We start from the raw sequence: 26,047 nt of genomic DNA on the forward strand, positions 1-26,047 counted from the left end.
ACTGGATGACGTTCTACAACCACCGCAGACTTCATTCGACCCTGGGCTACGTCAGTCCGATGCAGTTTGAGAAAAGCTGGCACGCGGCACAGCAAAAGAAGGCCGCATAATCGAATGGCTAAGAGGTACGTTCAACAGGGGCAGGTTCAGTCCGGGGAACCTGCAAAGCTATAACCGGTATGCGTATGTGATGAACAACCCGCTGGCTTTGACTGATCCGAGTGGGTACTTCAGCTTGAAGAGCTTCTTGCGCACAGCGGTTGCCATTGTTGTTGCGGTGTATGCGCCGGAGATGATCTTTAGTTCTTGGGCTGGGTCGGCAGCTGCAGGTGCAGCAGCTGCGGGCACGACCTTAACAACAGCTCAAGTGACAGGGATGTGGATTGGCTCGAACGCGGCAGCAGGTGCATTGGCAGGGGGCATCTCAAGCGACAGCAGCAAAGGTGCTGTTTTGGGCGGGCTGTCAGGCGGCTTGTTCAGCGCTGCAGCCATGACCGGCGGTGTGGGTGCAGAAGGTGCAAACAGCTTCACGCGCTATGCGGCCCATGCTGGAGCCGGTTGTGTGAGCAGCGTGGCTGGTGGCGGTAGCTGTAGCCAAGGTGCAGCCAGTGCGGTGTTTGGAAAGTACACGACCAACGCTATCAGTGGCTGGGGTGGCGATGGGACAGGTGCTGTGATTGCCCGAGGCGTTGCTACTACGGTGGCTGGTGGCGTAGGATCGGTGATCGCTGGAGGCAAGTTCGCCAATGGTGCGGAGACTGCGGCTTATGGGTATCTCTTTAATTACTGTCAAACCAGAACGGCAGGTTGCTGGATCCAAAAGGGAATGAATGCTTTGAAAATTGCAGGTGGTTCAACCGGTTTTGCTGTTGGAATGGCATCATGTGGAGTGACTCTGGGGATTGGCTGTGCTGCCGCTGTTGAATCTGCTAACTAAGTCATTGAAGGTGCTACTTACTTTGCAAATCCTGGAGCTGAAGAGGGTTTTAAACCTTCAAAAGTAGTACTTCAGAGTGTTTTTGGGGAAGCCACTGGAGCGCATATCAATACAGGTCTTGAGGTTGGCACGGCTTTGCAGAATGCGGGGGCTCCAGTTGCGCTTAAGGGTTTTAGCTTATTTCGTCCCGATATGTCGACTCGCATCGAACAAATGGGGGCATTGCAACTTGGTGTTACAACGGGCTCAACCGCAGGGAAGCTGCTCGGTGACCCCTACTACAAGGATCAACTTAAATGAGTTCGATAAAAGACAAGGCTATGAGACCAATGTTCTGGGTTGGAGCCTTTTGTACAGCGGTCGGTTCATGGCTGCTCGCACTGTCAGTTTTGATAAGGCTTCTGACTGATCGACCTCTCTCCTCGGGCGAAACGATCACAGCGTTTGTCTCAGCCATTGGTTTTTCAGTAGTTTTTGTGTCGATGCTCTGGCGCAAAATCCAAAAAATACGATAGTTCAAAGCGAAATAGAGCGGATGCGGTAGAAATGGCGGACGCCGTTTCGAAGGGATCCACATATTCCGCCGCTGCTTGTACTTTGAGTGTCGTTTGTGCAGCTGCGGTACTGGTCTCTGCCGGAGTTGGCTTAGGCGCTGGTATTGCGAAAGATTTTGTGTTTGACCAAAATCCAGCCTCTTTTTTCGCTGATTTTGGAGTTGACAAGTCGCTAGAAAAAATTGGAGCGGTCCTGCAGATTCCCGCTCTCATAACGCAATCAATTTCTGAGGGTATCAAGGACTCGAGGGAATTAAGCGGTTGGAAGACGCGTCAAAATCTTCGGAAGGATTGATATGAAATTGCTTGCACGACTCGTTTGGTTAGGCGTTCCGCTGACCTGCCCCCTCTGGCCGTACCAATCGAATTGAAGTTGTCAGATTATTAACAGGGCAAGATTTCTTGGTGCGCTAAATCTTCCCCACCCAAAGAGTCTGAAAACCTTGACCTTGTTGCGATATAGATTTCAATTGCCATGACAGCGAATAAACGGGGTCAGATCCCATTTAATTGATCGGATGAGAACCAGTGGTTGACGATGCCAGCATGCTGCCCGACTTGAGGTCGATCAAGCACTTCACGCATGCGTAAACGCCTCGCTTCTCTGACTGGGTGACGTCATTCGCGGTGTGGGACCAGCAGCGTCAAACAAACCGTCACCCTGACCAACAACGCCCCAACCAACATGACGGGCGGCACCACTTGGTATCTGCACGGCGATAACAACGCGCTCGTTTTTGAAAAAGAACTCAAAGCCAACGGCGTCACAGAAAACCTCCACTTCCTGCAAGCCGCAGGCATGACCTTTGCGCTGGTGACCACGCGCAGTGGTGCGGGCGTCAGCAGCACGGCCAGTGACCTGAGCAAGCGCAGCGCGCAAGTGCGCTACTTCCACCAAGACCACCTGAACTCGATGGCGGTGATCACCGACGAGGCGGGGCAAGTGGTGGAGCGGCTGGCGTATGACCCCTGGGGCAAGCGCAGAAACGCCAACGGCCTGGTCGACAAGAACGACAGCCTGGTGGGCCAGACCACGGACCGTGGGTACACGGAGCACGAGCACCTGGACGAAGTGGGGCTGATCCACATGAACGGGCGGGTGTACGACCCCTTGGTAGGACGCTTCATGAGCGCGGACCCGTTCATCCAAAGTCCGGGGAACCTGCAAAGCTACAACCGGTATGCGTATGTGATGAACAACCCGTTGGCGTTCACGGACCCTAGTGGATATATCAGCTGGCGTTCTGTTCGCAAAGTATTTAAGGTCGCAGTAACAATCGCTGTGGCGTATTACACAGGTGGGGCTGTCGCAGGCTCTTTGGGCTTCACTGGCGCAACAGCAGGAAGTGCAATTGCAGCAGCCACCACGGGAGCGACGGCTACGCTGACTTCTGCTGTAGCCGTTGGCGCATCAATGGGGTTCGCTGCAGGCGTTACCTCCGCGGGACTCAATGGTGCAAACCTCAAAGATTCTGTGAAAGCCGGTGTTGCAGGTGGTGTGACCGGGGCTGCTTTGGGCGCTGCAAGTTTTGGGGCGGCATCATGGTCCACATCTGCGCAAATTTTGTCCAAATCAGCGACATCCGGCGCGATGGCACACTTACAGGGTGGAAGCTTCAAGAATGGTTTTGCCACAGCTTTCGTATTTGCAACTGCGGCTGAGGCGTATCGCAGCTATGTCGGGTTTGAGGCGACTGCTGAGCCGGGGGAGGCGGTCAAGGGGAATGCTGCTGATTGCAGTACTGCAGGGTCAAGTTGTTTCGACTTCGAAACGCAAGGTCCTCGTGCTGACAAGATTCCGGCTGATTGGGAGGGTAAAAACGTGATCGGGATCAACAAACCCGTGACCGGCGATGACGGTTTCTTTACGGGCAAGCAAGGTGGTTGGATTTCCAGAACCTTGAACCAAGTTCCTGGAATGAATAACGTGGCTCGATTGCATGACACATTTTTTCCTCCCAATGGGAGCGGACTTAGTTTTACTCCCTTTAATAATGTGGGCAGCATGCTACCTGCAGCAGCTGTGAGTTACAGCGCCTTGTTTGATTTGGTAACCGTTGATGCCAACCGGTGTCCTCAATGCAGGAGATGAGTTTATGAAGCTCGGTTCTTTGATTCTTGTTGGTGTACTTGCGGCATGTGCATATGGAGATCCGCATCAAAATTTTTTAGAGTATCAAGCGAGAAAAATTGGTGGTTCCATTGATGACTTAGCTGCTCGTCGAGCCCTAGTTGATGATAGTCAGCTCCAAAATGGCAATCGGGTAGCTAAGTATTGGTATGTGCAGCCTTATAAAAATCGACAATGTATAGAAATATATGAATACGATCCAATTGCAAGAAAGATCTTGAAAGCCTCATTTGAAGGTAATCAATGCATTTGGAATCCATGATGGATGCTCGCTGACAAACGCCGAATGCTTCACGATCTGAGTTCATGCATTCATAAACGATGCCGCTTCTCAGGGGGGGCGTCACCGCATGATTGGCCGTGACTGTTGCCGCAAGCGCACTACGTCGGACCGCACACTGAGCTTTGCCTATGGCTCCGAACACCAACGCGTCAAACAAACCGTCACCCTGACCTGCCCCCTCTGATCCCCACCGAATCGATGCAACTCACTCCGCCTTGGCCCCCGAGTCCTTGACCACCTTGGCCCATTTGGTGATTTCAACCGCCTGATATCGGGCCAGCTCTTCGGGTGTGGACAACACCGGGTCCAGGCCCAGCGTTTTCAGGCGGTCTTGAACTTCTGGCAGGTGGAACACGCGCACGACTTCGGCGTTGAGTTTGTCGATGATGGGCTTGGGCACATTGGCTGGTGCAAACATGGCAAACCAAGTGGTGGCTTCGAAGCCGGGCACAAATTCGGCCATGGTGGGCACATCGGGCGCGGCGGGGGAGCGTTTGGCGGTGGTTTGCGCCAGCGCGCGGATTTTGCCGTCGCGAGCCATGGGCAGGGCCGAGGGCATGTTGTCAAACATCAGCTGGATGCTGCCGCCGACCAGATCGGGGATGGCGAACTGCCGGCCTTTGTAGGGCACGTGCGTCATGCTGGTGCCGGTCATGGACTTGAACAATTCGCCCGAAACGTGCACCGAGGTGCCGGTGCCATGCGAGCCAAAAGACAGTTTGTTGGGGTTGGCCTTCATGTAGGCGATCAGCTCGGGCACGCTTTTGACCGGCAGGTCGTTGTTGACCACCAGCAGGTTGGGGGCCGAGGCGACCAGCGAGATGGGGAGAAGTTCTTCACCATGTCGTAGGGCATCTTGTCGTAGAGCGCCCCGTTGATGGAGTGGGTGCCCACCGTGCCCATGACCAAGGTGTAGCCGTCTGCGTCGGGGCTGAAGCCGTCGACCTAAGGGGTTGGGTGTGTGTTTCGGGCTATAATCCGGCTGTTTTGCGATTTGCAAAGCGCACGCCATCCGCTTTTCCGGCAGGTGGCGCAAGTCATTCACCCGCTGAAATTCGTCACTGAACGCCAGCGAAACAACAAGGAAATACCATGATCGCATCTTCGATCAAGGCCGAGGTCGTCAAGGCCAACGCACGTGCCGCCAACGATACTGGGTCCCCAGAAGTCCAAGTGGCTTTGCTCACAGCCCGTATCAACGAGCTGACACCTCACTTCAAAACACACGCCAAAGACCATCACGGTCGCCGCGGTCTGCTGCGCATGGTGAGCCGTCGCCGCAAACTGTTGGACTACCTCAAGTCCCGTGATGCTGACCGTTACGTTGCGCTGATCGCCAAGCTTGGCCTGCGTAAGTAATCGTCTCTCCAGATGAAAAGCGCCTGAGTTAGTTCACTAGCTCAGGCGCTTTATTCTTTTTTTCTGTCGGAATTTGTCACAAAGAACCCGCGCTGTGTCATTCCACAAGGCTTTACAGCAAAGTTTTGCAAGGTTTTGTGGAATGGCATCGAGTTCAGAGCGTCAACTTCCGGGCCCACAGTGCAGCCTCATGCGCTTTTGTTTTCAGGAGTTCTGAACATGTCCATTTTCAATAAAGTTACCAAAACCTTCCAGTGGGGCCAGCACACGGTCAAGATGGAAACGGGCGAAGTCGCTCGTCAAGCTGGCGGCGCTGTGCTGCTCGACATGGAAGGCACTGTGGTGTTGGCCACGGTTGTGGGTTCCAAGATCGCCAAAGCCGGTCAAGACTTCTTCCCCCTCACAGTCGATTACATCGAGAAGACTTACGCCGCAGGCAAGATCCCCGGCAGCTTTTTCAAGCGTGAAGCCAAGCCCAGCGAGCACGAAACCCTGACCAGCCGCCTGATCGACCGCCCGATCCGTCCCCTGTTCCCAGAAGGTTTCTACAACGACGTGCACGTGGTCATCCACACCGTGTCTTTGAACCCTGAAGTCGACGCCGACATCGCCGCGATGATCGCTGTGTCTGCTGCTTTGTCCATCTCGGGCATCCCCTTCAATGGCCCCATCGGCGCCGCACGCGTGGGCTACATCAACGGCGAATACGTCCTGAACCCCGGCCAGACCCAGCGCAAAGACAGCGTGATGGACCTGGTGGTTGCCGGTACCGAAGCCGCTGTGCTGATGGTCGAATCCGAAGCCCAGCAACTGTCCGAAGAAATCATGTTGGGCGGCGTGGTGTATGGCCACGAGCAGTCGGCGATTGCCATCAACGCGATCCACGAGCTGGTGCGCGAAGCCGGCAAGCCGGTGTGGGATTGGCAAGCGCCTGCCCGCGATTTGGCTTTCGAAGCCAAGCTGGCCACACTGGCTGAAGAGAAACTGCGCGCTGCTTACCAGATCCGCAACAAGCAAGCCCGTACACACGCTTGCCGCGAAGCCTACGCTTCGGTCAAAGTCGCTTTGGCCGAAGAAGGCGTGGCCTTCGACAGCGTCAAGCTCGACGGCCTGATGTTCGAGATCGAAGCCCGCATCGTGCGCAGCCAGATCCTGGCTGGTGAGCCCCGCATCGACGGCCGCGACACACGCACCGTGCGCCCCATCGAAATCCGCAACAGCGTGCTGCCCCGCACACACGGCTCGGCCTTGTTCACACGTGGTGAAACCCAGGCTTTGGTGATCACCACCTTGGGCACCGAGCGCGACGCACAGCGCATCGATGCGCTGGCTGGCGAGTTTGAAGACCGCTTCATGTTCCACTACAACATGCCTCCCTTTGCCACTGGCGAAGTGGGCCGCATGGGTTCGACCAAGCGCCGCGAAATCGGCCACGGCCGTCTGGCCAAGCGTGCTTTGGCCGCTGTGCTGCCAAGCAAAGAAGAGTTCCCCTACACCCTGCGTGTGGTGTCCGAAATCACCGAATCGAACGGTTCTTCGTCCATGGCTTCGGTCTGCGGCGGCTGCCTGTCGATGATGGACGCGGGCGTCCCGATGAAAGCCCACGTGGCCGGTATCGCCATGGGCCTGATCAAGGAAGACAACCGCTTTGCGGTGTTGACCGACATCTTGGGTGACGAAGACCACCTGGGTGACATGGACTTCAAAGTGGCCGGTACCACCAACGGCATCACTGCGCTGCAGATGGACATCAAGATCCAGGGCATCACCAAGGAAATCATGCAAGTTGCTTTGGCCCAGGCCAAAGAAGCCCGCATGCACATTCTGGGCAAGATGCAAGAGGCGATGAGCACGGCCAACACCGAAGTGTCTGACTTCGCACCCAAGCTCTTCACCATGAAGATCAACCCCGAGAAGATCCGTGATGTGATCGGCAAAGGTGGCTCGACCATCCGTGCGCTGACCGAAGAAACCGGTTGCCAGATCAACATCTCCGAAGACGGCACGATCACCATCGCGGCCACCGACGGCGACAAGGCCGAGATCGCCAAGAAACGCATCGAGCAGATCACCGCCGAAGTCGAAATCGGCAAGGTCTACGAAGGCCCGGTCACCAAGATCCTGGACTTCGGTGCTCTGATCAACCTGTTGCCCGGCAAAGACGGTCTGCTGCACATCAGCCAGATCGCCCACGAGCGCGTCGAAAAAGTGACCGACTACCTGAGCGAAGGCCAGATTGTCAAAGTCAAGGTCATGGAAACCGACGAAAAAGGCCGCATCAAGTTGTCGATGAAGGCATTGCTGGACCGTCCTGCGCAAGGCTGATGAGGGGTTTTGCGTTGAGGGTTGAGCGCTGAGCGAGATGCTTTTAACCCCCAACGCTCAACCAAGCCTCCACGCCAAACGCTGAACGCCCAACGCTAAACGCCAAACCTCTAATGAACGTCATTGAAATCCAAAGCTACGGTGCCCCCGAGGTGCTGGTGCCCGCAACCCGTTCCGACCCTGTGGCCGGGGCAGGGGAGTTGCTGATTCGCGTCTCGGCCAGCGGCATCAACCGCCCCGACGTGCTGCAACGCACGGGCAATTACCCCGTGCCACCGGGTGCTTCGGACATTCCGGGCCTCGAAGTGGCGGGTGTGATCGTGTCGGGTGATGCAGAGGCCATGGCTGCTGCAGGCCTGGCGGTGGGTGAGCGCGTGTGCGCTTTGGTGTCTGGAGGTGGTTACGCACAGCTGTGCGTCGCACCCGTGGCCCAATGTTTGCCGGTGCCCAAGGGTCTGACGGACATTGAAGCCGCTTCGCTGCCAGAGACGTTCTTCACCGTGTGGAGCAATGTGTTTGATCGTGGTCGTTTGCAAGCGGGTGAGACCTTGTTGATTCAGGGCGGTACCAGTGGCATCGGCGTCACGGCCATCCAGATGGCCAAGGCGGCAGGTGCCACCGTGATCGCCACGGCCGGGTCGGACGACAAGTGCCAGGCTTGCCTGGCCTTGGGTGCAGACCACGCCATCAATTACAAAACCACCGATTTCGTGGCCGAGGCCAAGCGCCTGACGGGCGGCTTGGGGGTCAACGTGATTTTGGACATGGTCGCTGGCGACTATGTGGCGCGCGAAGTCGAGGCCTTGGCCGAAGACGGCCGCCTGGTCATCATCGCGGTGCAGGGCGGAGTCAAGAGCGAGTTCAATGCTGGCATGGTGTTGCGTCGTCGCTTGACGATCACCGGCTCCACGTTGCGTCCGCGCCCGGTGGCTTTCAAGGCGGCCATTGCCCAGTCTTTGCGCAAAACGGTGTGGCCCTGGATCGAGTCGGGCCGCATCAAGCCGGTCATCCACAGCGTGTTTGGCGCGGTGGAGGCGGGCGGTGGCTTGCCATCGGGTGCGGCGCAAGCCCATGCCTTGATGGAGACCAACCAGCATGTGGGCAAATTGGTGGTGACCTGGTGATGGCGATGCGCGGCAAGTTGATGGTCGGCAACTGGAAGATGAATGGCAGCCTGGCTGCCAATGCGTCTTTGGTCACCGACCTTTTGGCGGGTATGGCAGATGTGAAGTGCCGCGCTGCGGTGTGTGTGCCTTCGGTTTATCTGGCGCAGATGCACAGCTTGCTGGCGGGCTCGTCCATTGATTTGGGCGCACAAGATGTGTCGGTCTACGCCTCGGGTGCCTATACAGGTGAGGTGTCAGCCGACATGTTGCGTGATTTTGCGGTGCGCTACTGCATCGTGGGTCACTCGGAGCGTCGTCAATACCACGGCGAATCGGATGTGACCGTGGCCAGCAAAGCCCAGCGCGCATTGGCGGCGGGCATCACACCCATCGTGTGCGTGGGCGAGAGTCTGGCCGAGCGTGATGCGGGTCAAACTGAAGCGGTGGTCAAGCGTCAGTTGGCTGCGGTGATCCATGCCAACGGCCATTGCATCAGTGAAATCGTGGTGGCGTACGAACCGGTATGGGCCATTGGCTCCGGATTGACCGCCACCCCTGAACAAGCCCAACATGTGCACGCTGTTTTGCGTGCACAGTTGCAGGCGGCAACTGCGCACGCAGATCGGGTGTCTATCTTGTATGGCGGCAGCATGAATGCCGCCAACGCTGCCGAATTGCTGGCCCAGCCCGATGTGGACGGTGGGCTGATCGGTGGTGCTGCGCTGAAAGCGCCTGACTTTTTGTCCATGTTGAAGACCGCTTCGCGCTGAGTCTTTGGCCCACTTTTTATTGATTTTTGGAGATACAGATGAGCATGGTGTTGACTTTGATTTTGGTGGTGCAGATGTTGTCGGCCCTGGCCATGATCGGTTTGATCCTCATTCAGCACGGCAAAGGGGCTGACATGGGCGCAGCCTTTGGCAGTGGCGGTTCGGGCAGCCTGTTTGGCGCTACTGGTGGTGCCAACTTCTTGTCGCGCACCACGGCCGTTTTGGCTGCGGTATTCTTTGTGTGCACTTTGTTGCTGGCTTATTTCAGCAACGCACGTCCCGCGTCCTCAGGCAGTGTGCTTGAAGGAGCAGTCGTGACGATGCCTGTGGCACCTGTCGCACCTGCGGACACCAGCACTGCTGCCCAAATTCCGGGCAATGCACCTGCTGCAAAGACCGACAACACCGTGCCACCGGTGCCCGGCAAGTAAGCTTCATACAAGCTTTGCTGCTCTGCACAAATTTCCATCTTTTCGAAAGGAAATGGACGGGTTTTCAGCGTAAAATACGGGATTGTCCGGAGAGCTAAATGCATCACATGATGCGCCTCATGCAAACTGGACAAATGCATCCAGCCGTCGTGGTGAAATTGGTAGACACGCTATCTTGAGGGGGTAGTGGCGAAAGCTGTGCGAGTTCGAGTCTCGCCGACGGCACCAGACAAACAGAGTGGCTCAAGCGCAAAGCTTGGGTCACTCACTCGGTAACAACCGGCAGTCTCAAGATGAACCTCGACCAATACCTCCCCATTCTCTTGTTCATTTTGGTCGGCATTGCTGTCGGCATCATTCCCCAGGTTTTGGGCTACATCCTTGGCCCCAACAGACCTGATGCGGAAAAAAATTCCCCCTATGAGTGCGGTTTTGAAGCCTTCGAAGACGCGCGTATGAAGTTCGATGTGCGCTACTACTTGGTGGCCATCTTGTTCATCTTGTTCGATCTGGAAATCGCGTTCCTGTTTCCCTGGGCTGTGGCGCTCAAGGAAGTCGGTGTGGCGGGCTTTGTGGCCGTGGTGATTTTCCTGGCCATTCTGGTCGTAGGCTTTGTCTACGAGTGGAAAAAAGGCGCCCTGGATTGGGAATGATCGTTTGCACTGACAACAGCATTCAGCCTGCTTGAGGATAAAAAATGATTGAAGGCGTGATGAAGGAAGGCTTCATCACCACGAGTTACGACTCGGTGGTGAATTGGGCCAAAACCGGCTCGCTCTGGCCCATGACCTTTGGTCTGGCTTGCTGCGCGGTCGAGATGATGCATTCGGCGACAGCACGTTATGACCTGGCCCGCTTTGGTGCCGAGGTGTTCCGTGCCAGTCCCCGTCAGGCCGACCTGATGATCGTGGCAGGCACCCTGTGCAACAAGATGGCGCCGGCTTTGCGCAAGGTGTATGACCAGATGTCCGAGCCGCGCTGGGTGATTTCCATGGGTTCGTGCGCCAATGGCGGTGGTTATTACCACTACAGCTATTCGGTGGTGCGCGGTTGTGATCGCATCGTGCCTGTGGATGTGTATGTGCCGGGTTGCCCGCCGACAGCCGAAGCGCTGATTTACGGCATCATCCAGCTGCAGCAAAAAATCCGCCGCACCCACACCATTGCGCGCGCTTGAGGGGACGAAGACGATGACAAATTTCGCCATTCGACCCGAAGACCTGCAAGACGCCTTGACGGCTGCCTTGGGGGATCGTGTGAGTTCCATCACCATCGCCTTGGGTGAGGTGACCGTGCATGTCGCTGCAACACAATATCAAAGCGTCATGCAAACACTGCGCGATGCCGCAGGCTGCCAATTTGAACAACTGATCGACCTGGCTGGCGTGGATTATTCCGCATACCGCGAAGTGGGCACAGACGGCCCCCGTTTTGGTGTCACCGTGCATTTGCTGTCGGTGAGCCTGAATCAGCGCGTGCGCGTCAAAGTGCTGTGCCCTGACGATGATCTGCCCTTGGTGGACTCGGTCAACGACCTTTGGAACTCAGCCAACTGGTACGAGCGCGAAGCGTTTGATTTGTATGGCATCGTGTTCGAAGGCCACAACGACCTGCGCCGCATCTTGACCGACTACGGTTTCATTGGCCACCCTTTCCGCAAAGACTTCCCGTTGTCGGGCCATGTCGAAATGCGTTACGACGCAGAACGTCGCCGTGTGGTGTATGAGCCCGTGAGCATTGAGCCGCGTGAAATCACGCCGCGCATCATCCGTGAAGAAAACTACGGAGGCCTGAACTGATATGGCCGAAATCAAGAATTACACCCTGAACTTTGGTCCTCAGCACCCTGCTGCGCATGGTGTGTTGCGTCTCGTGTTGGAATTGGACGGCGAGGTCGTGCAACGCGCCGACCCGCACATCGGCTTGCTGCACCGCGCCACTGAAAAGCTGGCCGAGCACAAAACCTACATCCAGTCGCTGCCCTACATGGACCGCTTGGATTACGTCTCGATGATGTGCAACGAGCACGCCTACTGCCTCGCGATCGAGAAGATGCTGGGCTTGGAAGTGCCGATGCGCGCCCAGTACATCCGCGTGATGTTCTCGGAAATCACCCGCGTGCTCAACCACCTCATGTGGCTCGGCTCGCACGGCAACGATTGCGGCAGTTCTACCATCCTGATCTACACCTTCCGCGAACGTGAAGACCTGTTTGACATGTACGAGGCCGTGTCCGGCGCGCGCATGCACGCCGCGTATTTTCGTCCCGGTGGTGTTTACCGCGACCTGCCTGACAGCATGCCGCAGTACAAGGTCAGCAAGATCAAGAATGCCAAGGCCATCGAGCAGCTCAACAAGAACCGCAATGGCTCCTTGCTTGACTTCATCGACGACTTCACGCAGCGCTTTCCCAAGTGTGTGGACGAGTACGAAACCCTGCTGACCGATAACCGCATCTGGAAGCAGCGCACCGTCGGCATTGGCGTCGTGCCACCTGAGCGCGCTCTCAATTTGGGCATGACCGGCCCCATGCTGCGCGGCTCCGGCATCGCTTGGGATTTGCGCAAGAAGCAGCCTTACGACGCGTACGACCAAGTCGAGTTTGACGTGCCCGTGGGCAAGACCGGTGACAGCTACGACCGCTATTTGGTCCGCATGGCCGAGATGCGCGAGTCGAACCGCATCATCCAGCAGTGCGTTGCGTGGTTGCGTGCCAACCCAGGTCCGGTCATCACCGACAACCACAAGGTGGCACCGCCCTCGCGCGAAGGCATGAAATCCAACATGGAAGACTTGATCCACCATTTCAAGCTCTTCACCGAAGGTTTTCATGTGCCCGAAGGCGAAGCCTACGCCGCTGTCGAACATCCCAAGGGTGAGTTCGGCATCTACATGGTCAGTGACGGTGCCAACAAGCCTTACCGCCTCAAAATTCGCGCCCCGGGCTTCGCCCATCTGGCCACCCTCGATGAAATGGCCCGTGGCCACATGCTGGCCGATGCGGTCGCGATCATCGGGACCATGGACATTGTTTTTGGAGAGATTGACCGATGATCTCTGAGTCAACCAAAGCACGCTTTGCGCGTGAAGTTGCCAAGTTTCCTGCAGACCAAAAGCAGTCGGCCGTCATGGCTTGCCTGTCGATCGTGCAGCAGGAACTCGGCTGGGTCAGCCCCGACAGTGAGCAAGTCGTGGCCGAGGTGTTGGGCATGCCTGTGATGGCCGTGCACGAAGTCACCACCTTCTACAACATGTACAACCAAAAGCCGGTGGGCAAGTTCAAGCTGAACGTCTGCACCAACCTGCCTTGCCAGTTGCGTGGCGGTGCCCAAGCCTTGGCGCATCTGGAGCACAAATTGGGTGTGCATGCGGGCGAGACCACAGCCGACGGCATGTTCACTTTGCAGCCCAGCGAATGCCAAGGTGCTTGCGCCGATGCGCCGGTGCTGCTGGTGAACGATCGCCACATGTGCAGCTTCATGAGCCATGAAAAGCTCGACCAGCTCGTCGACAGCCTGAAGAAAGCCGAGGCCGCCTGATGAAAGTCGAACAAATCCTGAGCCAATTCCAGGCCACTGGCGTGGAAACCTGCTTCCATGACCGCCACATCAATCCGCAAATCTATGCGGGTCTGAATGGCCAAAATTGGGGCATCAAAGACTACGAAGCACGCGGTGGCTATGCCGCATTGCGCAAAATTCTGGGCAAAGACGGCAGCGAAGGTCTGACCCAAGACCAGGTGATCGCCACCGTCAAAGAGTCCGGTCTGCGCGGACGTGGCGGTGCGGGCTTCCCCACCGGCCTCAAGTGGAGCTTCATGCCCCGCCAGTTCCCCGGTCAAAAGTATTTGGTCTGCAACTCGGACGAAGGCGAGCCGGGTACATGCAAAGACCGCGACATCATGGAGTACAACCCCCACACAGTGATCGAAGGCATGATCATTGCCGCTTATGCCATGGGCATCAGCGTGGGTTACAACTACATCCACGGCGAAATCTTCCACACCTACGAGCGCTTTGAAGCGGCTCTGGAAGAAGCCCGTGCCGCTGGCTACCTGGGCAACAACATCATGGGTTCGACGTTCAGCTTCCAGCTGCACGCCTCGCACGGATTTGGCGCTTACATTTGCGGCGAAGAAACCGCCTTGCTCGAATCGCTGGAAGGCAAAAAAGGCCAGCCACGCTTCAAGCCACCGTTTCCAGCCAGCTTTGGTCTGTACGGCAAGCCCACCACCATCAACAACACCGAGACCTTCGCGGCGGTGCCCTGGATCATCCGCAACGGTGGCCAGGCGTATCTGGAATGCGGCAAGCCCAACAACGGCGGCACCAAGATCTTTTCGGTCAGCGGCGACGTGGAGCGCCCCGGCAACTACGAAGTGCCCATGGGCACACCGTTTGCCAAGTTGCTCGAACTCGCCGGTGGCGTGCGCGGTGGCCGCAAACTCAAAGCGGTGATCCCCGGCGGTTCGTCTTCTCCGGTTGTTCCTGCCGATTTGATGATGACGCTCACCATGGACTACGACAGCATCGCCAAAGAAGGCGGCTCGATGTTGGGTTCGGGTGCCGTGATCGTCATGGACGAAACCCGTTGCATGGTCAAGGCCTTGGCGCGTTTGTCTTACTTCTACTCGCACGAGTCCTGCGGCCAGTGCACGCCTTGCCGTGAGGGCACGGGCTGGCTGTGGCGCATGGTCGACCGCATTGAACACGGCCAGGGCCGTGCCAGCGACATCGACATGCTCGACAGCGTGGCTGGCAGCATCATGGGCCGCACGATTTGCGCCTTGGGCGACGCAGCGGCCATGCCAGTGCGCGGCATGCTCAAGCATTTCCGTCACGAATTTGTACACCTCATTGAGCACAAGACCTCCATGGTCGGTGCCGATGCAACAACGGTGAAGACCCATGGTTGAAATAGAACTCGACGGTCAGAAAGTGGAAGTTGTCGAAGGCAGCATGGTGATGCATGCCGCTGAAAAAGCCGGCACCTACATCCCGCATTTCTGCTACCACAAGAAACTCTCCATCGCGGCCAACTGCCGCATGTGCCTGGTGGAGGTCGAAAAGGCCCCCAAGCCCATGCCCGCCTGCGCCACGCCCGTGACGCAAGGCATGATCGTGCGCACCAAGAGCGACCGGGCCATCGCCGCCCAGAAGTCGGTCATGGAGTTTTTGCTGATCAACCACCCACTCGATTGCCCGATTTGCGATCAAGGTGGCGAGTGCCAGTTGCAAGACTTGGCAGTGGGTTACGGCGGCACTAAATCTCGCTACGAAGAAGAAAAGCGCGTCGTGTTCCACAAGGAAGTCGGTCCGCTGATCTCCATGGAAGAGATGAGCCGCTGCATCCACTGCACACGTTGCGTGCGCTTTGGTCAAGAAGTCGCCGGAGCCATGGAGTTGGGCATGTCCCACCGCGGCGAGCATGCCGAGATCGAAACTTTCCTGGGCCAGACCATCGATTCCGAGTTGTCGGGCAACATGATCGACATCTGCCCCGTGGGTGCATTGACCAGCAAGCCGTTTCGCTACCACGCCCGGACTTGGGAGCTGTCGCGCCGCAAGTCGGTGGCCGCCCACGATTCGTCGGGTGCCAACCTGATCGTGCAGGTCAAAAACAACCAGGTCATGCGTGTCGTTCCTTTGGAGAATGAAGACGTCAACGAATGCTGGATTGCCGACCGCGACCGCTTCTCTTACGAAGCCTTGAATGGCCCTGAGCGCTTGACCCAGCCCATGCTCAAGCAGGGCGGCGAGTGGAAAACCGTCGACTGGCAAACCGCCCTCGAATACGTGGCCAATGGCCTGCGCAACATCCAGCGCGACCACGGTGCCAACAGCATCGGCGCACTGGTCAGCCCGCACAGCACTGTGGAAGAGCTGTACCTGGCAGGCGCCTTGGTGCGTGGCTTGGGTTCGGACAACATCGACCACCGCCTGCGCAACGCCGAGTTTGGCGCTGCAGAGGGTGTGCGTACCTTGGGCACATCGGTTGCATCGCTCTCCACATTGCAGCGCGTGCTGGTCGTGGGCTCCAACCTGCGCAAAGACCATCCGCTGTTTGCCCTGCGTGTGCGCCACGCCGTGCGCCATGGCGCTGCCGTGAACCTCATCACTGACAAAGCGGCTTTCAGCCATGCCGACGCCTGGGCCATGCCTGTGGCCAACGCCGTGCTGGCAGACGCTTTCGCTTGGGCGCAAACCTTGGCCGACGTGGCCACCGCCATTGCGGCAGAGAAGGGCGTTGCAGCCCCTTGCGCAGGCACGGCCTCTGCACAAGCTCAGGCCATTGCCAAATCCTTGCTGAGCGGTGAGCGGAAGGCGGTGTTGTTAGGCAATGCCGCAGCGCACCACGCCAATGCCTCGACCCTGTTGGCCCTGGCCAACTGGATCGCCGAGCAAACCGGTGCCAGCGTTGGTTACCTGACCGAAGCGGCCAACACCGTGGGTGCGCAGTGGGTCGGTGCACAGCCTCAGACCGGTGGCAAACACGCAGGTCAGATGCTGGACGGTAGCCTCAAAGCCGCCATCTTGTTGAACACCGAACCCGAATTCGACACCGCTGCGGGTGCAGCTTCAGCGGCTGCGCTGGACAAGGCCGAGATGGTGGTCACGCTCAGCCCGTTCAAGGCCAATATGGCTTTCAGCGATGTGCTGCTGCCGATCGCGCCGTTCACCGAAACATCGGGCAGCTTTGTCAACGCAGAGGGGCGTCTGCAAAGCTTCCACGCCGTGGTCAAGCCTTTGGCTGAAACCCGTCCTGCCTGGAAAGTGTTGCGCGTGCTGGCCAATTTGCTCGACATACCGGGCGTAGCCTTTGAAACATCGCAAGAAGTTTTGGCCCGTGCCACCGCCCAAGCGATGAAGGCATCGAACGCGACAACGGCAGTCATCCATTTGTCGGGCACTTCGCCTGCGCCTGCTGTCGCTGCGATTTACCAGCTGGACAGCATCGTGCGCCGAGCACCGTCTTTGCAGTTGACCGCAGACGCACGCCAGGAGGTGGCCCCATGATTGACGCTCTGTACAACGGCGGCCTGAACTTGGTTGCCGCCACTTGGTGGGCCACTTTGGTTTGGCCGGTTTTGTGGATTTTGCTCAAGATCGTCGCCATCCTCGCGCCTTTGATGGGTGCGGTGGCTTACCTGACGCTCTGGGAGCGCAAGCTCCTGGGCTTCATGCAAGTGCGCCACGGACCCAACCGCGTGGGGCCCTTCGGTTTGCTGCAACCTATTGCCGATGCGCTCAAGCTCCTGACCAAGGAATTGATCAACCCGTCCGCCGCCAGTCTGGGTTTGTTCCGCTTGGGGCCGATCATGGCCATCATGCCCGCCTTGGCGGCGTGGGTGGCGATTCCTTTCGGACCTGAAGTGGCTCTCACAAACATCAATGCCGGCTTGATGCTGGTGATGGCCATCACCTCGATCGAGGTGTACGGTGTGATCATTGCGGGTTGGGCCTCCAACTCCAAATACGCCTTCCTGGGTGCGCTGCGCGCATCGGCCCAGATGGTGAGTTACGAAATCGCCATGGGCTTTTGTTTCCTGGTGGTCTTGATGGTGTCGGGCAGCATGAACCTGACCGAGATCGTTCTGTCGCAAGGCAAGGGTCAGATGGCCCACATGGGTCTGGGTTTCCTGTCGTGGAATTGGCTGCCGCTGCTGCCCATCTTCGTCGTCTACCTGATCTCCGGCGTGGCCGAGACCAACCGTCACCCGTTTGACGTGGTCGAAGGCGAAGCCGAAATCGTGGCCGGTCACATGGTCGAGTACTCGGGCATGGGCTTTGCGATCTTCTTCTTGGCCGAGTACGCCAGCATGTGGCTCGTGTCCATCCTGGCCGTGATCATGTTTCTGGGTGGTTGGTTGTCGCCCATCGACAGTGCCTTGTTCAACATGATTCCGGGCTGGATCTGGTTGGGCCTGAAAACTTTCCTGGTGGTGTCCATGTTCATCTGGATCCGTGCCACTTTCCCGCGCTTCCGTTATGACCAGATCATGCGTCTGGGCTGGAAGATTTTCATTCCGGTCACCCTGGTGTGGCTGCTGGTGGTGGGCGCTTGGTTGTTCTCACCCTGGAACATCTGGAAATAAGCGGTTCACGACCATGACAACAATGACTGCTTCCTCCTTCTCGATCAAGGACTTCTTCAAGAGCTTCATGCTCGTGGAGTTGCTCAAGGGCATGGCCCTGACCGGACGCTACGCTTTCGCCCGCAAGGTGACGGTGCAGTTCCCGGAAGAAAAAACACCGCTGTCGCCGCGTTTTCGTGGCCTGCATGCACTGCGCCGTTACGACAACGGTGAAGAGCGCTGCATCGCCTGCAAACTGTGCGAAGCCGTTTGTCCTGCGATGGCCATCACCATTGAAGCTGGCCAACGCGAAGACGGCTCGCGCCGTACCACACGCTACGACATCGATCTGACCAAGTGCATCTTCTGTGGTTTCTGCGAAGAAAGCTGCCCGGTGGACTCGATCGTTGAAACGCACATTTTTGAATACCACGGCGAAAAACGCGGTGACCTGTACTTCACCAAGGACATGTTGCTGGCCGTGGGCGACCGTTACGAAAAAGAGATCGCAGCCGCCAAAGCCGCCGATGCTCCTTACCGTTGAACGCCACCCAGTCCTGAACATTTAAAAAAGACAGACCTATGGACGTCAAGACCGGTTTCTTCTACCTCTTCTCGGTGGTGCTGCTGTTTGCAGCCTTCCGGGTGGTGACTGCGCGCAACCCCGTGCACGCTGTGCTGTACCTCATGCTGGCTTTTTCGCAAGCCTCTGCGGTTTGGTTCCTGCTCAACGCCGAGTTTCTGGCCATCGTGCTGGTGCTGGTGTATCTGGGGGCTGTGATGGTGCTCTTCCTGTTCGTGGTGATGATGCTGGACATCAACATCGACACCATGCGCAAGGGTTTTTGGAAAAACTTCCCGCTGGCGGCGACTTTGGGTGCCATCGTGGCCCTTGAAATGGCTGCGGTGTTGTTGTCCGGTTTCCGCTTGTCCGAGGCGCCCGCCTTGGCTGCCGGTGCCATGCCGGTCGACAATGGCAAGGCCCTGGGCATCTTGCTGTACACCGAATACCTGATGCCGATCCAGATCGCTGCTTCTATTTTGTTGGTGGCCATGATCGCGGCCATCGCCCTGACCCTGCGTGAGCGCAAAGACAGCAAGGCGATTGACCCGTCCATTCAGGTCAAGGTGCGCGCAGCAGACCGCATGCAATTGGTCAAGATGGGTGTCACACAACCGGCGCCGGCACCTTTGGCTCCAGTGGAGGAAAGCAAATGATGACACTGACCCTGGGACACTTCTTGTCGCTCGGTGCCATGCTGTTTGCATTGGCCGTGATCGGCATCTTCCTGAACCGCAAGAACCTGATCGTTTTGCTCATGGCCATCGAGCTGATGCTGCTGGCCGTGAACATGAACTTTGTGGCTTTCTCGCATTACCTGGGTGACATGCACGGTCAAGTGTTCGTGTTCTTCATCCTGACGGTGGCGGCGGCTGAATCGGCCATTGGTCTGGCCATCCTCGTGCTGTTGTTCCGCAATAAGAACAGCATCAACGTGGACGAACTCAATTCGCTCAAGGGTTAATAAGAATATGAGTCAAACCCTCAACGCAAGCACACTGTTGGCTGTGCCCCTCGCGCCTTTGGTGGGCTCGGTGCTGGCCGGTGTCCTCGGTACCCAATTCGGTGGCAACTGGATTGGCCGCCGCCTGTCACACACCCTGACCATTCTGGGTGTTCTCGTGGCGTTCATCCTGTCGGCCATGACGCTCAAGAGCGTCATCGACGGTGCCCGATTCAACGAGACCCTCTACACCTGGATGGTGGTGGGTGGTCTGAAGATGGAAGTCGGCTTTCTGGTCGATGGCATCACCGCCATGATGATGTGCGTCGTGACCTTCGTGTCGCTGATGGTGCACCTCTACACCATTGGCTACATGGAAGAAGACGAAGGCTACAACCGTTTCTTCGCCTACATCTCGCTGTTCACCTTCTCCATGTTGATGCTCGTCATGAGCAACAACTTGCTGCAGCTGTTCTTCGGCTGGGAAGCCGTGGGTCTGGTGTCGTATTTGCTGATCGGCTTTTGGTACAACAAACCGACCGCCATCTTCGCCAACATGAAGGCCTTTTTGGTCAACCGTGTGGGTGACTTCGGTTTCATCTTGGGCATTGGCCTGATCGTGGCCTACACCGGCACGCTCAACTACACCGAGTTGTTTGCCAAAGCCAATGAGCTGGCCGCCATCAACTTCCCTTGGTATGTGTTTGGCCTGGACGGCATGTTGATCACCGTGATCTGCATTTGCCTGTTCATTGGTGCCATGGGCAAGTCGGCCCAGTTCCCGCTGCACGTGTGGTTGCCTGACTCGATGGAAGGCCCGACACCCATCTCCGCGCTGATCCACGCTGCCACCATGGTGACGGCCGGTATCTTCATGGTGGCCCGCATGTCGCCGCTGTTTGAGTTGTCCGATGCGGCATTGAACTTCATCATGGTGATCGGCTCCATCACAGCCTTGTTCATGGGCTTTTTGGGCATCATCCAGAACGACATCAAGCGCGTGGTGGCTTACTCCACCTTGTCGCAACTCGGTTACATGACTGTGGCGCTGGGTGCATCGGCTTACTCGGTCGCGGTGTTCCACCTGATGACGCACGCGTTCTTCAAGGCGCTGCTGTTCTTGGGTGCAGGTTCGGTCATCATGGGCATGCACCACAACCAGGACATCCGCTGGATGGGCGGCGTGCGCAAGTACATGCCCATCACCTGGATCACGTCGCTGCTGGGCTCGCTGGCCTTGATCGGCACGCCCCTGTTCTCGGGTTTTTACTCCAAGGACAGCATCATCGAAGCCGTGCACTTGAGCCACTTGCCCGCCGCTGGCTTTGCCAACTTCGCAGTGATGGCGGGTGTGTTTGTCACTGCCTTCTATTCGTTCCGCATGTATTTCCTGGTCTTCCATGGCAAAGAGCGTTACGACCAGAACCCGGATGCTCACCACGGTCATGACGATCATGGTCACGGTCATGATGACCACGGCCATGACAAACCCCACGAGTCGCCTTGGGTGGTGACGGTGCCGCTGGTCTTGCTGGCCATTCCTTCGGTGGTGATCGGTTTCATGACCATCCAGCCCATGCTGTATGGCGACTTCTTCAAAGACGTGATCTTTGTGGACGCAGCCAAGCACCCTGCGATGACGCAATTGGGCGAGCTGTTCCACGGCCCTGTGGCCATGGCGCTGCACGGCCTGAGCACGGCACCGTTCTGGCTGGCCTTGGCGGGTGTGGTGACAGCCTGGTACATGTACTTGGTCAACCCCAAGGTGCCTGCATTCTTTGCCCGTGCCTTGCGTCCGCTGATCGTGGTCATGGAGAACAAGTACTTCATGGACTGGATCAACGAGAACATTCTGGCCAAGGGTGCGCGTGGTTTGGGCACCGGTCTGTGGAAGGTGGGCGACCGCGCCATCATCGACGGCTTCTTCGTCAACGGTTCCTGGAAAGTCGTGGGCATGGTGTCTGGCGTGGTGCGCTGGTTCCAGTCGGGCTTCCTGTACCACTATGCCCTGGTCATGATCCTGGGTGTGTTTGTGCTGATGACGTATTTCGTCTGGCTCGCTTAACGGTTTTGAGGACGATATAAAAATGGGATTGTTAAGCCTTGCCATCTGGATGCCGATTGCTTTCGGCGTCATCTTGCTGGCCTTCGGTCATGACAGCCAAGCCCGCGCTGTGCGTTGGTTGGCCCTTGTCGGTTCGATCGTCAGTTTCCTGGTCACCCTGCCGCTGTACTCGGGCTTTCAGCTGGGTACATCGGCGATGCAGTTTGTCGAAAAGTTCAGCTGGTTCGAGCGCTTCAATGTGCACTACCACCTGGGTGTGGACGGCATTTCGTTGTGGTTTGTGTTGCTGACCGCCTTCATCAACGTGATCGTGGTCATTGCGGGCTGGGAAGTCATCACCCGCAAAGTCAACCAGTACATGGCCGCCTTCCTGATCCTGTCGGGTCTGATGATTGGCGTGTTCAGTGCGCTGGACGGCATTTTGTTCTATGTGTTCTTTGAAGCCACGCTGATCCCGATGTACCTGATCATCGGCATCTGGGGCGGCCCGAACAAGATCTACGCCGCGTTCAAGTTCTTCCTGTACACCTTGCTCGGCTCGCTGCTGATGCTGATTGCGCTGATTTACCTGTATGTGGCGTCCGGCGGCAGTTTTGACATCCAAGCCTGGCACAAGCTGCCGTTGTCGGGCTCGGTGCAAACCTTGTTGTTCTTCGCTTTCTTTGCGGCTTTTGCCGTGAAGGTGCCCATGTGGCCGGTTCACACCTGGTTGCCCGACGTGCACGTGGAAGCTCCGACAGGCGGCTCGGCCGTGCTGGCGGCCATCATGCTCAAACTGGGCGCTTATGGTTTCCTGCGCTTTTCGATGCCCATCGCACCCGATGCGGCCCGCGAGTGGGGCATGCTGATCATCGTGCTGTCGTTGGTGGCGGTGGTCTATGTGGGGCTGGTGGCCATGGTGCAGCAGGACATGAAAAAGCTGGTGGCTTATTCGTCGGTGGCGCACATGGGCTTTGTCACCTTGGGCTTTTTCATCTTCAACCCGCTGGGCGTGTCCGGTGGCATTGTGCAGATGATTGCGCACGGCTTTGTGTCGGCGGCCATGTTCCTGTCGATTGGTGTGCTGTACGACCGCGTGCACTCGCGTGAAATCGCCAGCTACGGCGGCGTGGTCAACACCATGCCTAAGTTTGCCGCCTTTGCCTTGTTTTTTGCCATGGCCAACTGCGGCTTGCCAGGCACAGCCGGTTTCGTGGGCGAGTGGATGGTGATCCTGGGTGCCGTGAAGTTCAACTTCTGGATCGGCTTGCTCTCAGCCTCGGCCTTGATCTTTGGTGCGGCTTACACCTTGTGGATGTTCAAGCGCGTTTACCTCGGTCCTGTGGCCAACGATGACGTGAAGAACTTGCTCGACATCAATGGACGCGAGTTCTTGATGCTGGCTTTGCTGGCTGTGGCCACGCTTTACATGGGCGTTTATCCCAAACCTTTCACCGATGTGATGGACACCTCGGTGCTGGACTTGCTCAAGCACGTGGCCGCGTCCAAGTTGCCTTGAGCAGCAGGCCGTGAACGTTTCGCCTGAATAGATGAATTGAGAGAACACAGATGATGGACAACTCCAGTTGGATGACGATGTATCCGGAGATCGTGTTGCTGGTCATGGCCTGCGTGATTGCGCTGGCCGACCTCTTCGTGAAAAGCCCCAAGCGCACCGGCACCTACGCCCTGACGCTGGCCTCACTGGGGGGGGTGGCCTTGCTGCACGCCCTTTACGCCGATGCGGGGCAAACCGTCTACGGTTTTGGCCGTCTGGTCGTCAGTGACCCGATGGGCCACTGGCTCAAGTGCTTTGCCACAATCGCCGTCATGGTGACCCTGGTGTATGCACGCCCCTATGCCGCTGACCGTGACATGTTGCGCGGTGGCGAGCTGTTCAGCCTGAGCCTTTTCGCCTTGCTGGGCATGAGCATGATGATTTCGGGTCAGAACTTCATCGTGATCTACCTCGGGCTGGAGCTGTTGACTTTGTCGAGCTATGCGCTGGTTGCTTTGCGCCGTGACCACACGCAAGCCACCGAAGCGGCCATGAAGTATTTTGTGTTGGGTGCCATGGCATCGGGTTTCTTGCTGTATGGCATGTCCATGATGTACGGTGCCACCGGCAGCCTGGAACTGTCCGCGGTGCTCAAAGCGATTGCTTCGGGTCAGGTGAACCACCAAGTGCTGGTGTTTGGCCTGGTCTTCATCGTGGCGGGCCTGGCGTTCAAGATCGGTGCCGTGCCTTTTCACATGTGGATTCCCGACGTTTATCAGGGCGCACCCACTGCCGCCACCTTGATGATCGGTGGTGCGCCCAAGCTGGCCGCGTTCGCGATCATGATCCGTTTGCTGGTGGAGGGCTTGTTGCCCCTGGCCTTTGACTGGCAGCAAATGTTGTCCTTCCTGGCGATTGGCTCTTTGCTGATCGGTAACCTGGCCGCGATTGCCCAGACCAACCTCAAACGCATGCTGGCTTATTCGACCATTGCGCAAATGGGCTTCGTGCTGCTGGGTTTTGTGGCGGGCGTTATCAACGGTGAAACCACCTTGGCGGCCAATGCTTACAGCTCGGCCATGTTCTACATGGTGGCCTACGTGCTGACCACGCTGGCCGCTTTCGGCATCATCATGTTGCTGGCCCGGCAAGGCTTTGAGAGCGAAGAGATCACCGACCTGGCCGGTTTGAACCAGCGCAGCCCCCTGTATGCGGGTGTGATGGCGATTTGTCTGTTCTCCATGGCGGGCATCCCGCCGATGGTGGGCTTTTATGCCAAGCTGTCGGTGCTGCAATCGCTGGTGGCTTCGGGGCAGGGCTTTTACCTGGGCCTGGCGATCTTTGCGGTCATCATGTCGCTGATCGGCGCGTTCTATTACCTGCGCGTGGTCAAGGTGATGTACTTTGACGAGCCGGTCACTGCGACCACCGTGTCGGCCGATGCCGATGTGCGTGTGGTTCTGTCGCTGAACGGCTTGCTCGTGTTGGTTTTGGGCATTGTGCCGGGTGCCTTGATGACCTTGTGCGCCGACGCTGTCGTCCGCATGCTGGCCATCTGATCCAGACCCGGACCGCCACCCCATGAGCTTGTCCCTGCAAATTGGCTTGTTGATCGCCCTGGCGGTGTTTGCCGCCAACTTGCCCTTTGCCAACCAACGCATCCTCTTGCTGGGGCCCTTGCGCGCCACCAAGTCCCTGGCTTGGCGTTTGGCCGAGCTGGTACTCCTGTATTTCCTGGTGGGCGGCGTGGGGTTGGCACTTGAAAACCATGGGGGCCAGATGGCCCCCCAGGGCTGGGAGTTTTACGCCATCACGGGCACCATGTTTGTGACGCTGGCTTTTCCTGGCTTTGTTTTCCGTTATTTGATGCACCGCAAGCATTGAGCGCGGCTTCGCTTGCATCCTGACCGCCATGTCTGACGAACACCTGATCGAGCACCAGGTGCACAGCGAGGAGCTGTTGCGCGGGCATTTTTTACATGCCTTTCGGGACACGGTCCGCCTGCCCAACCAAGGCCTGGCCACCCGTGAATATGTGGTGCATCCCGGGGCGGTCATGATCATTCCCATGCTGGAGACGCCCGAAGGCCTGCAACTGGTCATGGAACGGCAATACCGATACCCGGTGGCGCAGGTCATGATCGAATTTCCAGCGGGCAAGCTTGATCCGGGCGAAGACCCTTGGTTGTGTGCCCAGCGTGAACTGCTCGAAGAAACCGGTTACAGCGCTCGCCAGTGGGCCAGGGCAGGGGTGCTTCACCCGGTCATTGCGTACTCGACAGAGGTGATCGAGATCTGGTTTGCCAAAGACCTCAGTTTGGGCGAACGCCAGCTGGACGCCGAAGAGTTCCTCGATGTCTTCACCGCCAGCCCGCAGGACTTGATGGCGGCATGTCAACAAGGGTTGTTGACCGATGCCAAAACACTCACTGGACTGCTTTGGTTGCAAAATGTGACCTCCGGTTTTTGGCCGCTGACCTGGCAGCCTTGCCTTGAGACCCCATCGCCATGAAAGTCCTTGATCTTCAGTGCCGTCAGGGCCACAGCTTCGAAGGCTGGTTTGGCTCGCAGGACGACTACGACGCGCAACGCGCGCGGGGTCTGGTCACGTGTCCGGTTTGCAATGACAGCGAGATCGTCAAGATGCTTTCTGCGCCACGCCTGAATCTGGGTCATGCCGCAGAACCTGTCTTACCCCAGAGTCAAGCGGCCACTTCAGGGCCAGCGCTGGCGGGGTCTGAGCGCAGCGCAGCCGGCGCGAACGCGGTGGATGTGCCGGTGGACGCCAGCAGTTTGCAGCACATGCAGGCGGCCATGCTGAACATGGTGCGCCACGTCATGGCCCATACCGAAGACGTGGGCAGCCGGTTTGCGGAAGAGGCAAGACGCATCCATTACGGCGAGCGTGAAGAGCGCAACATCCGCGGCCAGGCCACGCGCGAAGAAACCGAGGCCTTGCTGGATGAAGGCATCGAGGTCATGCCGCTGCCCTTGCCTGAAAACCTCAAGGGTCCGCTGCAGTAGGCGCGG

27 protein-coding genes, 1 tRNA gene and 1 pseudogene are annotated in these 26,047 nt (G+C 57.7%); 28 read left to right on the top strand and 1 reads right to left on the bottom strand.

Annotation, left to right across the window (positions count from 1 at the left end; translation table 11 throughout):
* The 5 genes from B9Z47_RS19220 to B9Z47_RS18465 form a co-directional block, all read left to right on the top strand.
* Positions 1-110: IS3 family transposase (locus B9Z47_RS19220; protein ID WP_369912409.1), on the top strand; the 110-nt coding region annotated here is incomplete at its 5' end.
* Between the two features lie 80 nt (positions 111-190).
* Positions 191-937 (top strand): hypothetical protein, encoded by a 747-nt coding sequence (locus B9Z47_RS18750; RefSeq protein WP_199226415.1) that lies wholly within the window; start codon positions 191-193, stop codon positions 935-937.
* A gap of 546 nt (positions 938-1,483) precedes the next feature.
* Positions 1,484-1,786, top strand: a complete 303-nt coding sequence (locus B9Z47_RS18455) for a hypothetical protein (protein ID WP_146185809.1) — start codon at positions 1,484-1,486, stop codon at positions 1,784-1,786.
* 390 nt (positions 1,787-2,176) lie between these two features.
* A complete protein-coding gene (locus B9Z47_RS19035; RefSeq protein ID WP_108331921.1) occupies positions 2,177-3,583 on the top strand; it encodes an RHS repeat domain-containing protein in 1,407 nt (468 codons plus the stop codon).
* 4 nt (positions 3,584-3,587) lie between these two features.
* Positions 3,588-3,884 (top strand): hypothetical protein, encoded by a 297-nt coding sequence (locus B9Z47_RS18465; protein WP_146185810.1) that lies wholly within the window; start codon positions 3,588-3,590, stop codon positions 3,882-3,884.
* Between the two features lie 226 nt (positions 3,885-4,110).
* On the opposite strand, the pseudogene B9Z47_RS14295 reads toward B9Z47_RS18465, so the two are convergent.
* A pseudogene (locus B9Z47_RS14295) lies at positions 4,111-4,826 on the bottom strand (Bug family tripartite tricarboxylate transporter substrate binding protein); the annotation flags it as partial.
* 171 nt (positions 4,827-4,997) lie between these two features.
* Between B9Z47_RS14295 and rpsO the strand changes: the two are divergent.
* From rpsO to B9Z47_RS14410, 23 genes are all read left to right on the top strand, one after another.
* Complete coding sequence (gene rpsO / locus B9Z47_RS14300; RefSeq protein ID WP_019428565.1) at positions 4,998-5,264, top strand: 30S ribosomal protein S15; 267 nt, start codon at positions 4,998-5,000, stop codon at positions 5,262-5,264.
* A gap of 219 nt (positions 5,265-5,483) precedes the next feature.
* On the top strand, positions 5,484-7,589 hold the full coding sequence (gene pnp, locus B9Z47_RS14305) for a polyribonucleotide nucleotidyltransferase (protein WP_108331922.1): 2,106 nt from the start codon (positions 5,484-5,486) through the stop codon (positions 7,587-7,589).
* 113 nt (positions 7,590-7,702) lie between these two features.
* Positions 7,703-8,713 carry an NAD(P)H-quinone oxidoreductase gene (locus B9Z47_RS14310; RefSeq protein ID WP_108331923.1) on the top strand — a complete coding sequence of 337 codons (1,011 nt, stop codon included), beginning with the start codon at positions 7,703-7,705 and terminating at the stop codon, positions 8,711-8,713.
* Between the two features lie 5 nt (positions 8,714-8,718).
* Complete coding sequence (tpiA, locus tag B9Z47_RS14315) at positions 8,719-9,465, top strand: triose-phosphate isomerase (RefSeq protein ID WP_369912361.1); 747 nt, start codon at positions 8,719-8,721, stop codon at positions 9,463-9,465.
* A gap of 38 nt (positions 9,466-9,503) precedes the next feature.
* The gene (secG, locus tag B9Z47_RS14320; protein WP_108331925.1) at positions 9,504-9,896 is read left to right on the top strand and encodes a preprotein translocase subunit SecG; all 393 of its coding nucleotides are present in this window, start codon (positions 9,504-9,506) and stop codon (positions 9,894-9,896) included.
* 143 nt (positions 9,897-10,039) lie between these two features.
* Positions 10,040-10,124, top strand: a tRNA-Leu gene (locus B9Z47_RS14325).
* Between the two features lie 65 nt (positions 10,125-10,189).
* Positions 10,190-10,549 carry an NADH-quinone oxidoreductase subunit A gene (locus B9Z47_RS14330; RefSeq protein WP_108325474.1) on the top strand — a complete coding sequence of 120 codons (360 nt, stop codon included), beginning with the start codon at positions 10,190-10,192 and terminating at the stop codon, positions 10,547-10,549.
* 44 nt (positions 10,550-10,593) lie between these two features.
* Complete coding sequence (locus B9Z47_RS14335; RefSeq protein ID WP_019428571.1) at positions 10,594-11,073, top strand: NADH-quinone oxidoreductase subunit B family protein; 480 nt, start codon at positions 10,594-10,596, stop codon at positions 11,071-11,073.
* A gap of 13 nt (positions 11,074-11,086) precedes the next feature.
* Entirely contained in the window at positions 11,087-11,695 is a 609-nt protein-coding gene (locus B9Z47_RS14340) for an NADH-quinone oxidoreductase subunit C (RefSeq protein WP_108331926.1), read from the top strand.
* 1 nt (position 11,696) lies between these two features.
* Positions 11,697-12,950, top strand: coding sequence for an NADH-quinone oxidoreductase subunit D (locus B9Z47_RS14345; RefSeq protein WP_108331927.1), 1,254 nt, complete (start codon positions 11,697-11,699; stop codon positions 12,948-12,950).
* The gene (nuoE, locus tag B9Z47_RS14350) at positions 12,947-13,435 is read left to right on the top strand and encodes an NADH-quinone oxidoreductase subunit NuoE (protein WP_108331928.1); all 489 of its coding nucleotides are present in this window, start codon (positions 12,947-12,949) and stop codon (positions 13,433-13,435) included. Before B9Z47_RS14345 ends, nuoE begins: the two co-directional genes overlap by 4 nt.
* Positions 13,435-14,811, top strand: coding sequence for an NADH-quinone oxidoreductase subunit NuoF (gene nuoF, locus B9Z47_RS14355; protein ID WP_108331929.1), 1,377 nt, complete (start codon positions 13,435-13,437; stop codon positions 14,809-14,811). Before nuoE ends, nuoF begins: the two co-directional genes overlap by 1 nt.
* Positions 14,804-16,912 carry an NADH-quinone oxidoreductase subunit NuoG gene (gene nuoG / locus B9Z47_RS14360; protein ID WP_108331930.1) on the top strand — a complete coding sequence of 703 codons (2,109 nt, stop codon included), beginning with the start codon at positions 14,804-14,806 and terminating at the stop codon, positions 16,910-16,912. Before nuoF ends, nuoG begins: the two co-directional genes overlap by 8 nt.
* Positions 16,909-17,991, top strand: coding sequence for an NADH-quinone oxidoreductase subunit NuoH (gene nuoH, locus B9Z47_RS14365; protein ID WP_108313059.1), 1,083 nt, complete (start codon positions 16,909-16,911; stop codon positions 17,989-17,991). Before nuoG ends, nuoH begins: the two co-directional genes overlap by 4 nt.
* A gap of 22 nt (positions 17,992-18,013) precedes the next feature.
* Positions 18,014-18,514, top strand: coding sequence for an NADH-quinone oxidoreductase subunit NuoI (gene nuoI / locus B9Z47_RS14370; protein ID WP_369912362.1), 501 nt, complete (start codon positions 18,014-18,016; stop codon positions 18,512-18,514).
* Positions 18,515-18,552: 38 nt separating this feature from the next.
* Positions 18,553-19,188, top strand: a complete 636-nt coding sequence (locus B9Z47_RS14375) for an NADH-quinone oxidoreductase subunit J (protein WP_108331932.1) — start codon at positions 18,553-18,555, stop codon at positions 19,186-19,188.
* Positions 19,188-19,496, top strand: a complete 309-nt coding sequence (nuoK, locus tag B9Z47_RS14380; RefSeq protein ID WP_108287861.1) for an NADH-quinone oxidoreductase subunit NuoK — start codon at positions 19,188-19,190, stop codon at positions 19,494-19,496. The genes B9Z47_RS14375 and nuoK overlap by 1 nt, the downstream gene beginning before the upstream one ends.
* Before the next feature lie 7 nt (positions 19,497-19,503).
* A complete protein-coding gene (gene nuoL, locus B9Z47_RS14385; protein ID WP_108331933.1) occupies positions 19,504-21,540 on the top strand; it encodes an NADH-quinone oxidoreductase subunit L in 2,037 nt (678 codons plus the stop codon).
* A gap of 22 nt (positions 21,541-21,562) precedes the next feature.
* Complete coding sequence (locus tag B9Z47_RS14390; RefSeq protein WP_108331934.1) at positions 21,563-23,038, top strand: NADH-quinone oxidoreductase subunit M; 1,476 nt, start codon at positions 21,563-21,565, stop codon at positions 23,036-23,038.
* A gap of 50 nt (positions 23,039-23,088) precedes the next feature.
* Positions 23,089-24,576 (top strand): NADH-quinone oxidoreductase subunit NuoN, encoded by a 1,488-nt coding sequence (gene nuoN / locus B9Z47_RS14395; RefSeq protein WP_108331935.1) that lies wholly within the window; start codon positions 23,089-23,091, stop codon positions 24,574-24,576.
* Between the two features lie 22 nt (positions 24,577-24,598).
* The gene (locus tag B9Z47_RS14400) at positions 24,599-24,901 is read left to right on the top strand and encodes a DUF2818 family protein (protein WP_108331936.1); all 303 of its coding nucleotides are present in this window, start codon (positions 24,599-24,601) and stop codon (positions 24,899-24,901) included.
* A 28-nt stretch (positions 24,902-24,929) separates the two neighbouring features.
* Positions 24,930-25,529 carry an NUDIX domain-containing protein gene (locus B9Z47_RS14405; protein WP_108331937.1) on the top strand — a complete coding sequence of 200 codons (600 nt, stop codon included), beginning with the start codon at positions 24,930-24,932 and terminating at the stop codon, positions 25,527-25,529.
* Entirely contained in the window at positions 25,526-26,041 is a 516-nt protein-coding gene (locus B9Z47_RS14410; protein ID WP_108331938.1) for a DUF1178 family protein, read from the top strand. Before B9Z47_RS14405 ends, B9Z47_RS14410 begins: the two co-directional genes overlap by 4 nt.
* The last annotated feature ends 6 nt before the right edge of the window (positions 26,042-26,047 follow it).

It is taken from the genome of Limnohabitans sp. 2KL-1 (assembly GCF_003063435.1).
In the GTDB taxonomy this organism is placed as follows: domain Bacteria; phylum Pseudomonadota; class Gammaproteobacteria; order Burkholderiales; family Burkholderiaceae_C; genus Limnohabitans_A.